9 protein-coding genes are annotated in these 12,228 nt (G+C 66.2%); 6 read left to right on the top strand and 3 right to left on the bottom strand.

All coding sequences use genetic code 11. The features are described 5' to 3' along the window. Positions 1 to 202 precede the first annotated feature (202 nt). From HTS88_RS01085 to HTS88_RS01065, 5 genes are all read left to right on the top strand, one after another. Positions 203 to 514: a hypothetical protein gene (locus tag HTS88_RS01085; protein WP_174174610.1), complete on the top strand. Its 312-nt coding sequence runs from the start codon at positions 203 to 205 to the stop codon at positions 512 to 514. 269 nt (positions 515 to 783) lie between these two features. Continuing rightward, positions 784 to 1,998 carry a dephospho-CoA kinase gene (gene coaE, locus HTS88_RS01080; protein ID WP_174174608.1) on the top strand — a complete coding sequence of 405 codons (1,215 nt, stop codon included), beginning with the start codon at positions 784 to 786 and terminating at the stop codon, positions 1,996 to 1,998. Between the two features lie 80 nt (positions 1,999 to 2,078). Next, on the top strand, positions 2,079 to 4,175 hold the full coding sequence (uvrB, locus tag HTS88_RS01075; RefSeq protein WP_104187347.1) for an excinuclease ABC subunit UvrB: 2,097 nt from the start codon (positions 2,079 to 2,081) through the stop codon (positions 4,173 to 4,175). 201 nt (positions 4,176 to 4,376) lie between these two features. Further along, the gene (locus tag HTS88_RS01070) at positions 4,377 to 5,405 is read left to right on the top strand and encodes a TerC family protein (protein WP_174174606.1); all 1,029 of its coding nucleotides are present in this window, start codon (positions 4,377 to 4,379) and stop codon (positions 5,403 to 5,405) included. A gap of 105 nt (positions 5,406 to 5,510) precedes the next feature. Continuing rightward, the gene (locus tag HTS88_RS01065; protein WP_174174604.1) at positions 5,511 to 6,905 is read left to right on the top strand and encodes an MFS transporter; all 1,395 of its coding nucleotides are present in this window, start codon (positions 5,511 to 5,513) and stop codon (positions 6,903 to 6,905) included. On the opposite strand, the gene HTS88_RS01060 is transcribed toward HTS88_RS01065, so the two are convergent. From HTS88_RS01060 to HTS88_RS01050, 3 genes are read right to left on the bottom strand one after another with little or no spacing between them, the layout of a single operon-like run. Continuing rightward, positions 6,891 to 8,246 carry an alpha/beta fold hydrolase gene (locus HTS88_RS01060; RefSeq protein WP_174174602.1) on the bottom strand — a complete coding sequence of 452 codons (1,356 nt, stop codon included), beginning with the start codon at positions 8,244 to 8,246 and terminating at the stop codon, positions 6,891 to 6,893. The two genes, HTS88_RS01065 and HTS88_RS01060, sit on opposite strands and share 15 nt — an antisense overlap. Continuing rightward, positions 8,239 to 8,739, bottom strand: a complete 501-nt coding sequence (locus tag HTS88_RS01055; protein ID WP_174174600.1) for a GNAT family N-acetyltransferase — start codon at positions 8,737 to 8,739, stop codon at positions 8,239 to 8,241. The genes HTS88_RS01060 and HTS88_RS01055 overlap by 8 nt, the downstream gene beginning before the upstream one ends. Positions 8,740 to 8,782: 43 nt before the next feature. Continuing rightward, positions 8,783 to 11,326 carry a DEAD/DEAH box helicase gene (locus HTS88_RS01050; protein WP_174174598.1) on the bottom strand — a complete coding sequence of 848 codons (2,544 nt, stop codon included), beginning with the start codon at positions 11,324 to 11,326 and terminating at the stop codon, positions 8,783 to 8,785. A gap of 97 nt (positions 11,327 to 11,423) precedes the next feature. On the opposite strand from HTS88_RS01050, the gene HTS88_RS01045 reads away from it, so the two are divergent. Next, positions 11,424 to 12,203 carry a trans-aconitate 2-methyltransferase gene (locus HTS88_RS01045; protein WP_174174596.1) on the top strand — a complete coding sequence of 260 codons (780 nt, stop codon included), beginning with the start codon at positions 11,424 to 11,426 and terminating at the stop codon, positions 12,201 to 12,203. Positions 12,204 to 12,228 lie beyond the last annotated feature (25 nt).

Raw genomic sequence — 12,228 nt, 5'->3', positions numbered from 1 at the left:
CGTCTGCAGGATTCTTGGAAAACCAGGACATGGGACCAGCAGGGAACTCCAGCCCGGAAGCACTTCTTAGAAACGTATTAGCAACCCAACGCTGGTTTATCTGAATGGATTCTTCGCCGCAGCCGGCGCAAGCCTGCACCGAATACGGTCAGGAAAACCCTGCCATTCATCATGGGTGGCACCGCAAGAAAGGGGCAGTACATTGTTCACATTTACGACAACCCACCTGGCCGCGCTTGAGTCCGGGAATGGCAAGCATTCTGGCGGAGCCAAAAAGACAAGGGTGTTCCTTTCCATCGCAACCGTTGCCGCAGCCGGTTTTTCAGGAGCAGTGATTGCCGCGCCCGCACACGCGTCTGTGATGTCGCCGAATGGCGGAAACGAACTGCAGATGGGCCCGGCAGGCGCGCCTTACAGTGAAGAGGAAATCCGCAGCCTGCAGGAGCGTGGCGATTTTCTTGGCGCCAGCTCCCGGATCACGGCCAATCAATACGCCCTGGGCCATATGTATTAGGAGAATGAATTCGCAGATCCCAAGCCGCTCGGCAGTCGACCGTTAGGTCTGGGAAAGGAGGGCTGATGTGAGTGGCTGTTGACGCGCCGGGCCGGTAACAGAAATCCGCGCCCTGTTCAGGGATACCAGGCAATTGGCCAGCTGGTCGCCCCGGGCAGGGCGTTGGTGCTGGTGTTGCACCCCGAAAACCCTTCCCAAGGCAGCCGCCAGGTGGCTGGCAGCTTCAGGACGCGCGCCTGGACCCGGGCCTGGGGGAATAGGGTGGTGTGATGCTCAAGATCGGGTTGACGGGCGGCATCGCCTCCGGAAAGTCAGTGGTTGCCGCACGCCTGGAAGAACGCGGCGCGGTGCTTGTGGATGCTGATGCGTTGGCCCGTGAAGTGGTGGAGCCCGGCACCGAAGGCCTGGACCGCGTTGTGTCGGAGTTTGGCGGAGATGTCCTTGGCCCCGACGGCCGGTTGGACCGCCCCACACTCGGCGCGCTGGTGTTCGGCAGCCCAGAGCGGCTCGCGGCCCTCAACGGGATTGTCCACCCATTGGTCCGTGCACGGGCCGCCGACATTGTGGCGGCTGCGGCAGAAGATGCCGTTGTGGTGCAGGACATCCCCTTGCTGGTGGAAACCGGGCAGGGGAGCGACTTCCATCTGGTGGTGGTAGTGGACGCGCCAGACGACGTGCGGCTCCGGCGGATGCTGGAGCACCGCGGGATGACGCGCGAGGCCGCACTGCAGCGGATGGCCGCGCAGGCAACCCGGAACGAACGGCTGGCTGCGGCCGACGTCGTCCTGGACAATTCCGGCAGCGTGCAGCACCTGCTGGACCAGGTGGACGGGCTCTGGGACGACCGGCTGGTGCCCTTCGCCCGCAACCTCGCCGCAGGCACGCGCGCTGTGAGGAACTGCGGACCTGTCCTGGAACCGTATCGGGAGGAATGGGCCAGGGACGCAGCCCGGATCTCGGCAAGGCTGAAGACCGCTGCCCACGGGCTCATCCTGGCGGTGGACCACATTGGCTCCACGTCCGTCCCCGGCCTGGCCGCCAAGGACGTCATAGACCTGCAGGTCGCCGTTTCGGGAATGGACGCAGCAGACACTGCCGCACCCCGGCTGGCGGCAGCCGGGTTTCCCCGGGTGCCCGGTGCCGGGTCCGACACGCCCAAACCGGGCGCACCGGATCCCGGGCAGTGGCAGAAACGGTTCCACGCCAACGCGGACCCCGCGCGTCCGGTCAACATCCACGTCCGCGTTGCCGGCTCACCCGGATGGCGCTATGCCCTGATGTTCCGGGACTGGCTGCGGGCCAACCCGTCCGCGCGCACCCTTTACGCAGGGCACAAGGCAGACCTTGCGGCACGCTTCGCCGGCCAGGCGGGTACAAGGGCATATGCGGAGGCCAAGGAACCGTGGTTCACGGACGTTGCATGGCCCCTGATGACCGCCTGGGCCGACGCGACCGGGTGGGCGCCGCCGTCGTACGCGTCCTGAAAGCCGTGCCGCGGACCGGAGCTGTTCGCCCGTAACGGACGCGCGCTCTTAGTGTCGGTGCCCGGTTGTAGATTAGATCCATGAGCCTTGCGCAGGATATCAACCGTGTTGTGGCGCCCTTTGAGGTCATCAGCGAATTCAAGCCCGCGGGCGATCAACCCGCCGCCATTGCCGAACTGACGGAGCGCATCAAGAACGGCGAGAAGGACGTGGTGCTTCTCGGCGCCACAGGTACCGGTAAGAGCGCCACCACGGCCTGGCTGATCGAACAGGTCCAGCGCCCCACCCTGGTGATGGTCCAGAACAAGACCCTCGCGGCACAGCTGGCCAACGAATTCCGTGAACTGCTGCCCAACAACGCGGTGGAATACTTCGTGTCCTACTACGACTACTACCAGCCCGAGGCGTATGTGGCGCAGACGGACACCTTCATCGAGAAGGACTCCTCCATCAACGAGGAAGTTGAGAGGCTCCGCCACTCCGCCACCAACGCCCTTCTGACCCGGCGGGACGTGATCGTCGTGGCCACGGTGTCCTGCATTTACGGCCTGGGCACGCCGGAGGAATACATCGCCGGCATGGTCACGCTCCGCAAGGGCGCGGAAATGAACCGGGACGACCTCCTCCGGAAGTTCGTGTCCATGCAGTACGCCCGCAATGACATGGACTTCCACCGGGGCACGTTCCGGGTCCGGGGAGACACCGTGGAGATCATCCCGATGTACGAGGAACTGGCTATCCGGATCGAGTTCTTCGGTGACGAGATCGAGAACATCCACACGCTCCACCCGCTCACCGGCGAGGTGATCCGGGACGAAGAGGAAATGTACGTCTTCCCCGCCTCCCATTACGTGGCCGGGCCCGAGCGCATGTCCAGGGCCATCAAGCGGATTGAGGACGAGCTGGCGGACAGGCTGAAGGTGCTGGAGGGCCAGAACAAGCTGGTGGAGGCGCAGCGGCTCCGCATGCGGACCAACTACGACCTCGAAATGATGCAGCAGATGGGCTTCTGCAACGGCATCGAAAACTATTCCTCGCACATTGACGGCCGCGCCCCCGGCACGGCGCCGCACTGCCTCCTCGACTACTTCCCGGACGACTTCCTGCTGGTGGTGGACGAATCCCACGTGACCATCCCGCAGATCGGAGCGATGTACGAGGGCGACATGTCCCGCAAGCGCAACCTGGTGGACTTTGGCTTCCGGCTGCCGTCAGCCATGGACAACAGGCCGCTGAAATGGGATGAATTCCTCCAGCGCGTCGGCCAGACCGTCTACCTGTCGGCCACCCCCGGCAAGTACGAGCTCGGCAAGGCCGACGGGTTCGTCCAGCAGATCATCAGGCCCACCGGGCTCATCGATCCCGAGGTGGTGGTCAAGCCCACCAAGGGCCAGATCGATGACCTGCTGGGGGAGATCAAAACCCGTACCGCCAAGGACGAGCGGATCCTGGTGACCACCCTGACCAAACGGATGGCCGAGGACCTCACCGACTACCTCCTGGGCCACGGCATCAAGGTGGAGTACCTCCACTCCGATGTGGACACCCTGCGGCGCGTTGAACTGCTGCGCGAACTCCGGATGGGCAAGTTCGACGTCCTGGTGGGCATCAACCTGCTGCGCGAAGGCCTGGACCTCCCGGAAGTGTCCCTGGTCAGCATCCTGGACGCGGACAAGGAAGGCTTCCTGCGCTCCTCAACCTCACTGATCCAGACCATCGGCCGCGCGGCCCGGAACGTCTCGGGCCAGGTGCACATGTACGCCGACCGCATCACGGACTCCATGGCACACGCCATCGACGAGACGAACCGGCGCCGCGCCATCCAGGTGGCCTACAACACCGAGCACGGGGTGGACCCGCAGCCGCTGCGGAAGAAGATTGCCGACATCACCGACCAACTGGCCAAGGAAGACGCCGACACCCAGGAGCTTCTCAACAACAGCCGGCTGGCCAAGGGCGGCAAGCGGAAGTCCGCGGCCAAGGGTGCCGCGCAGGTGCGCTCCGACGGCCTCGCAGCAGCACCGGCGGAGGACCTGGTGGGGCTGATCGAACAGCTGACGGAGCAGATGCACGGCGCTGCCGCCGAACTGCAGTTCGAGGTGGCAGCCAGGATCAGGGACGAAGTGAGCGAGCTGAAGAAGGAGCTGCGGCAGATGCAGGCCGCCGGGCACGCCTGACACAAAGGTAACGGGGACGGGGAGCCCGGGGGACTGCGGTACAGTTAAGGTCACGTAGGGGAGTATCCCGAGCGCTACGATCGTCAACACGCAGGGCATAGTTGCCCGGCCGGGCGTAGCGGGCCGCCAATTCAGCACCAAGTGCACAGGCAGGCCGGAGAGACTTACACCGCATCTCTGTACCCTGCGAAAGGCTACCCTGTGCTCGAATTGCCCGTGTGGTTCGAAGTCGGCTCACTTGTCGTCCTCGGCCTGATTCTCCTGATCGACCTTCTTTTGGTGGTCCGGCGTCCCCATGAACCTTCCATGAAGGAAGCCGGACTGTGGGTAGCGTTTTACGTCAGCCTCGCCCTGGTGTTCGCCGGGGCCATGTTTGCCTTCACCGGCCCGGAATACGGCGGCCAGTTCGTCGCCGGCTGGGTGACTGAATACAGCCTCAGCATCGACAACCTGTTTGTCTTCATCATCATCATGGCCCGCTTCTCCGTGCCCCGGAAGTACCAGCAGGAAGTGCTGATGGTGGGCATCATCATCGCCCTGATCCTGCGCGGAATCTTCATCCTGCTCGGCGCCATCGTGATTGAGCAGTTCAGCTGGGTGTTCTACATCTTCGGCGCGTTCCTGCTGTGGACTGCCTGGAAGCAGGCCCAGGACGAGGGCGAAGACGAAGAAGACCGGGAAAACCCGCTCATCGCCAAGATCCGCAAGGTCATCCCCATGTCGGAGAAGTTCGACGGCGGCAAGCTGCGCACCACCGTGGACGGCAAGAAGGTCTTCACCCCGATGCTGATCGTGTTCATCACCATCGGCCTCACGGACCTGCTCTTCGCTGTCGACTCCATCCCCGCGATCTTCGGCCTCACCCAGAGCCCGTTCATCGTGTTCACGGCCAACCTGTTTGCCCTGATGGGCCTGCGCCAGCTGTACTTCCTGCTCGGCGGCCTGATGAACCGCCTGATCTACCTGAAGCACGCGCTGTCCTTCATCCTGGCCTTCATCGGGGTCAAGCTGGTCCTCCATGCAATGCACGTGAACGAACTGCCGTTCATCAACGGCGGCCAGCACATTGAATGGGCTCCCGAAATCCCCACGTTCGTGTCCCTGGCAGTGATCGTTGGCACCATCGTGATCGCCGTGATCGCCAGCCTGGTCAGCTCCAAGGCCAAGGAAGCGCACCTGGACCCGCGCCTTGAAGAGGACATCCGGAAGAGCCACAGCGACGCCGAGTAGCGCTTTCCTCTCAGTACCAGCAGTCAATCCCGGCCGCCGTGCGGCCGGGATTGACTGCTTTAAACCGTCCCCGCCATGCCGCGCGGCGGGGACTATGCTCGGTGCATGGGTCCAATCCTGATAACCGAGCAAGGCGTGCGCAAGGTGCAGCGGCGCACCGTGGCGCTGCTGGGCACGGCCCAGGTTTTTGGCGGCATTGGTACCGGCGCCACGGTGTCCATCGGGTCGATCCTCGCCGTCGAGCTGTCAGGGTCCAGTGCCTGGGCAGGTGCCGTGGCCACGGTCATGACGCTGGGAGCGGCGCTGGCAGCACTGCCCCTGGCCGCCCTGGCAGACCGCCGGGGACGCCGGATCGGTCAGGTAGCCGGGCTGTCCGCGGCCCTGGCGGGTGCGGTGCTGATGGTGCTCGCGGTGGTGTCCGGCCTCTTCGTCCTGCTGGTGCTGGGGGCCGCCGGCATCGGAGTGGGCAGCGCGGCCAGCCTGCAGGCGCGGTTCGCGGCAGTGGACCTTGCCGACCCCGAACACCGTGGCCTGGCCCTGTCAACGGTGGTCTGGGCCGTCACCATCGGCGCCGTCACCGGACCCAACCTGATCCAGCCCGGCACCGTGGTGGGCCAGGCCCTGGGTCTTCCGCCGGTCGCCGGGCCCTTCGTGATTTCCGGTGCGGGCCTGCTCCTGGCAGCTGCCCTGCTCTTTGTTGGGCTTCGGCCGGACCCGCTGCTGCTCGCCAGAGAACTGGCCGCGCAGCAGGCCCGTACGGGCTTGCAGGACGCGCAGGCTGTGGAGCAGGCGCCGGCGCCGCGGCTGGCAGGCCGTCCAGGCACCGGCCCTGCCGGAGAGGGCGCGCACGACGGCGGGACACTGGCCCGGGGACTGCGCGCCATCCGGGGTTCCCGGACCGCGCTCCTTGCCGTGGCCGCCGTCGTCGGAGCCCACGCCGTGATGGTGGGCGTGATGTCCATGACGCCCCTGCACCTGCAGGAACTGGTGGAGGGGCCGGGCGCCAGCCACGCAGGCCACACGGCGTCCGGTGATGTACTGGTGATCATCGGGTTCACCATCTCGCTGCACATCGCCGGAATGTTCGCCCTGTCACCGGTAATGGGCTGGCTGACGGACAAGGCAGGCAGGGCCCAGACCATCATGATCGGTTTCACCCTGCTGATTGCGGCCGTTGCTGTTGCCGGGTTCGGCCAGGCATCCACGGCGGCCGTGGCCGTGGGCCTGGTCCTGCTGGGCCTGGGCTGGTCCGCGGCCACCGTGTCCGGCTCCACGCTGCTGGCCGAAAGCGTGGCGCAGGAGTCGCGGGTTGCGGTCCAGGGCGTTTCCGACATGCTGATGGGTGCTGCCGGCGCCGTGGGCGGGGCAGTGTCCGGCCTGGTCCTCAGCTGGACGGGCTACCTGGGGCTCAACCTCCTGGGAGGTGCCGTGGGCGCAGCTGTCCTGGCCGCCGCGTTCATGACCGTCATGGCCGGGCGGCGGCAGTCAGCGGCCGCCTGACCGTGCCATGCCCAGGAGCCGGGCGAAGATCCCTTCCCCGTCGTCGGCGATGCCGTCATGGTGGAAGTCCCCCGACTCCCACACCTGCAGCCCGCGGACGGCGGACGCCGTTTCCAGGGACAGTTTCCGGTCCACATAGATATCGTCCGAGTAGACGGCGGCGGCCACCGGAACCGTGTTGGCTGCCAGCTGCCCGCGATCGTAGAGCTGTTTCCAGTCATCTTTGGCGGCCAGCAGTTCCGCCACCCCCCGGAGGGGCTGAAGGGCCGGGTCCTGCTCGAAATACCAGGGATAGACCATTTCGCCGGTCAGGAGCAGCGGCTCCGCGTCAGGCTTGAATTCCGGATACTCGTCCAGGACGCGCCAGGCCGCCCAGCCGGTGGCCTGCCCCTGGCCGTAGATGGACTCGTGCATCAGCGCGTAGAGGGGATTGGAGCGGCGGGACACGATGCCCTGCAACTGGTCCAGGAAGGCGTCGGAAAGCCGTGGGCCTGCGGCGGTTTCCGTGAACGCATCCTCCAGCAGGTGGTGCAGGCTGTCCACCCTGGTGTTGCCGCCGAGGAAAGCCCCCACCATCTGGAAGCGCTCCACGGTGAGCGGACCGCCGTCGGGCAGGTATTCCGTGGTGTGCCGCAGGTGGCGGGCAATCCGTTCAACCGCGGCACGGTCCTCCGGGTACCAGGCGAAGTACTCGGCGTTCCGGGCGGCCACCCGCTGGAATGTGGCGCGGTAGACGTCGTCGGCCGGGCCGGCCAGGGGCGCAAGGCCGCCGGTGACCAGTACTTCCCGAAGGCCCTGCGGGGCAAAGGACAGGTAGGTCAGGGCACAAAAGCCGCCGTAGCTCTGCCCGTACACCGTCCACGGGTCCGCCCCCAGGGCATCCCGGACCAGCTCGGCGTCGGCCACGATGGAATCGGCCCGGAAATGTTCCAGGTAGGCTGCCTGGGCCGCGGCCGGTCCGCGCAGCGGAAGCGTGGTGCGGTCAATGGGCGAGGAGAGGCCGGTGCCCCGCTGGTCCAGCATCAGGATTCGGAAGTCCCTCGCGGCCGCCTTGCTCCAGCCGCCCAGGGATCCGAACCTGTTGCCCCGGCCGCCCGGGCCGCCCTGGAGGAAAAGCAGCCACGGAAGCTCCGCAGCCTGTTCCTCGGAGTGCGCGGCCGAGACGTACTCCCGGGCAAAAACGGTGATGGTTTCGCCGCCGGGGGAGCCGCCGAAGTGGTCCAGCGGCACCCTGAAGAAGTGTTCAGCGGTGCGCATGCCACGGAACTCGTGCCGTGCCCTTACCTCGTGCTGGACCCGGACCGTCGGGCCGGCCGGAGCCGGCATCCGTGCGTCAGCCATTGGCGCGGGCCGGGACGGCACTGCCGAACTGTTCGAGCGCCTGGCCGGTGAGCCGGAACGTGGACCAGCCGTCCATGGGCCTGGCACCCAGGCTGCGGTAGAAGTTGATGGAGGGCTCGTTCCAGTCCAGGACGCTCCATTCCACCCTGGCGTATCCGTTGTCCACGGCGGTGGCTGCAAGGTGCTGGAGCAGGGCCTTTCCGTGCCCTTCGCCGCGGGCCTCCGGGCTGACGTAGAGGTCCTCCAGGTAGATGCCGTGCACGCCTTCCCAGGTGGAATAGTTCAGGAACCAGAGTGCGAAACCCTGGACTTCCCCTGCCTCGTTTTCCGCCATTGCTGCGAACACGCGCGGGTTCTCGCCGAACAGCACTTCCTGGAGCATTTCCGGTGTGTTCCGGACGGCGTCCGGCTCCTTTTCGTAGTGCGCCAGTTCGTGGATCATCCGAAGGATCGCGGGTACGTCTTGCCGGGTTGCGGGGCGGATTACACTCATTGTTCGAGCTTACCGTCAGGTTCCAGCTCCGGCGTGTGACCGCTCAAAGCCGGTTGACCTCCGTCACCCTGATCACAGCCGTTCCGGTTTCGTCCGAGGCAGCCAGGTCCACCTCGGCGGAAATTCCCCAGTCGTGGTTGCCGGCCGGATCGTCGAAGATCTGCCGTACCTTCCACTGGTCCCGTTCCTCGGTGATGATGAGCAGTGCCGGTCCGCGGGCATCCGGCCCGGTTCCGATGTCGTCGTGTTCGTCGAAGTAGTCATCCAGGGCGTCTTCCCAGCGCTCGGCGTTCCAGCCTGCGGCGCCGTCGAGTTCGCCCAGCGCTGCCGCGTCCTCGTCCGCAAAGAGTTCCACGCGGCGGAACATCTCGTTGCGGACCATCACCCGGAAGGCCCGGATGTTGGACGTGAGCGACGGCGGGGGAGGCGGGGGAGCGTCATGCGGTGTGGGTGCCAGGCCGGACGCAAGTTCCTCCCATTCGTCCAGGAGGCTGGAGTCCACCTGCCGGACCAGCTCGCCGAGCCACGCGACGAGATCCTCCAGGTCATCGCGGAGCATGTCCTGCGGCACAGTCTGGCGGAGGGCCTTGAAGGCGTCCGCGAGGTACCGCAGGACGATGCCCTCCGACCGGGCCAGTCCGTAGAACTGGACGAACTCGCCGAAGTTCATGGCGCGCTCGTACATGTCCCGGACCACCGACTTGGGCGCCAGCTCGAAGTCCCCCACCCAGGGCGCGGCCTTCCGGTACACCTCGAAGGCTTCGCCCAGGATTTCCGCCAGGGGCTGGGGGTAGGTGACGCTGTCCAGCATGGCCATCCGCTGGTCGTAGTCGATGCCGTCCGCCTTCATGGCCGCCACCGCTTCGCCGCGGGCCTTCTTCTGCTGGGCGGAGAGGATCTGGCGCGGCTTCTCCAGGGTCGCCTCGATCACGGAGACAACGTCCAGGGCGTACGACGGCGACTCCGGGTCCAGGAGTTCCAGGGCGGCAAGTGCGAAGGGGGACAGCGGCTGGTTGAGTGCGAAGTTCGGCTGGAGATGCACGGTCAGCCGGACCGTGCGGCCATCCGCTCCCTGCTCGTCGGCCGGGATCCGTTCCACGACTTCCGCCGCGAGCAACTCCCTGTATATGCCCAGCGCCTTCTTCATGAGCTGCAGCTGGGAGGACCTGGACTCGTGGTTTTCGGTCAGCAGGCGGCGGGCAGCGGCGAACGGGTCGCCGGGGCGTTCCATCAGGTTCATCAGCATTGCGTGGGTCACGGTGAAACTCGATGTCAACGGGTCCGGCACCGATTCGACGAGCCGTTTGAACGTTGGTTCGCCCCAGCTCACGAACCCCTCCGGCGGCTTCCTCTTGACCACCTGGCGGAGCTTCTTCTGGTCGTCACCGAATTTGGCGACGGCCTTGGCCATGGCCTTCACATTTTCGGTCACGTGCTCGGGTGCCTGGACCACCACGGTCCCGGCAGTGTCGTACCCGGCCCGGCCGGCCCTGCCCGCAATCTGGTGGAACTCACGGGAGTTAAGCAGGCGGGTGCGGACGCCGTCGTATTTGCTCAGGGCGGTCAGGAGGACGGTGCGGATGGGCACGTTGATGCCCACCCCCAGGGTGTCAGTGCCGCAAATGACCTTCAGCAGCCCCGCCTGGGCGAGTTGTTCCACCAGCCGGCGGTACTTGGGGAGCATCCCCGCGTGGTGCACGCCGATGCCGTGGCGGACCAGCCGGTTCAGCGTCTTGCCGAAGCCGGCGGCGAACCGGAAGTTCGCGATCAGCTCGGCGATCGCGTCCTTTTCCTCGCGGGTGCAGACGTTGATGCTCATCAGGGTCTGGGCGCGGTCGATCGCTTCGATCTGGCTGAAGTGCACCACGTACACCGGCACCTGTTTGGTGGAGAGCAGTTCCTCCAGGGTCTCGTGGACCGGCGTCTCGTGGTAGTAGTAATGCAGCGGAATGGGCCGCTCGGCTGAACTCACCGTGGTGGTGGGCCGCCCGGTCAGATGCGTCAGGCCTTCCTCGAACCGGCTGACGTCGCCCAGCGTGGCAGACATCAGGAGGAACTGTGCTTGCGGGAGCTCCAGCAGGGGCACCTGCCAGGCCCAGCCGCGCTGCGGGTCGGAGTAGAAATGGAACTCGTCCATGATGACGGTCCCCAGCTCCGCGGCCGCCCCTTCGCGGAGTGCGGTGTTGGCCAGGATCTCCGCCGTGCAGCAGATGATGGGGGCATCCTGGTTCACGCCGGAATCGCCCGTGATCATCCCGACGTTCTCCGCACCGAAGATGTCGCACAGGGCAAAGAACTTCTCGGAGACCAGCGCCTTGATGGGCGCAGTGTAGTAACTGCGGCGGCCCTGGGCCATGGCCTGGAAGTGGGCGGCGATGGCCACCAGGGACTTCCCGGACCCGGTGGGCGTCGCCAAAATGACGTTGGCCCCGGTTGCCAGCTCCATGATGGCCTCGTCCTGTGCCGGATACAGGGCAAGTCCCCGGCTTTCTGTCCACTCCACAAACCGGGTATAGAGGTCATCGGGGTCGACGCCGGCAGGCAGGCTGGGGGCGGAAAGTTGGGTCAGCTGATCAACGAGTTTCATTGATTTCCAGCTTAGTGCCCGGCCGGGCCCGGGTTTCCGCCGGGCCCGGGTTAGGCTTCGCCCGTAGACGTGACGGCTTCAAGACGTGGAGATGGACATGGAATGGGATCCGGCGAAATACGTCCAGTTCGGCGATTACCGGGATCGGCCCTTTTTCGATCTGACGGGGAGGATCCACGCGGACCGTCCGGTACAGGTGGTGGACCTTGGCTGCGGGCCGGGAAACCTGACAGCGACGCTGGCGGAGCGCTGGCCCTCCGCGGACGTGGTGGGGGTCGACTCCTCTGCCGAGATGCTGGCCAAAGCGGCGGCGCTGACCGGGGCAGGCGGGGGCCTGCGCTTCGAGCAGGCTGACATCGCCGGCTGGAAGCCCTCCACGGAGACTGATGTGGTGGTGAGCAATGCCGCCCTCCAGTGGGTGCCGGGCCACCAGGAGATGATGCGTGCGTGGCTGGATGCCCTCCGGCCCGGCGCCTGGTTCGCCCTGCAGGTTCCCGGGAACTTCAATGCCCCGTCCCACGCACTGATGCGCGGGCTGGCTGCCTCGGCGACGTGGGAGCCACAACTTGGCGGCGTCCTGCGGGGCGGGGAGTCGGTGGGCGAGCCTGCGGACTACCTCCGCATCCTGCTCGACGCCGGGTATGCAGCCGATGCCTGGGAGACCACCTACCAGCAGGTCCTGCCAGGCAGGGACGCTGTCCTGGAGTGGGTCCGCGGCACGGCGCTCCGCCCCGTCCTGGCTGCCCTGTCCGCGCCCGATGCCGCCGGGTTCGAGGCGGAGTACGCAGCAGCGCTCCGGGAGGCCTACCCACAGACCGGGCATGGCACGGTGTATCCCTTCCGCAGGATTTTTGCGGTGGGCCGCAAGAACCCGTGACCAGGATCCAGCCGCTTGGGGACCT

Source organism: Pseudarthrobacter oxydans (genome assembly GCF_013314975.1).
Lineage (GTDB): Bacteria > Actinomycetota > Actinomycetes > Actinomycetales > Micrococcaceae > Arthrobacter > Arthrobacter oxydans.
Note: the sequence above shows the minus strand (reverse complement) of the source record. Positions and strands in the feature narration are given on the sequence as shown.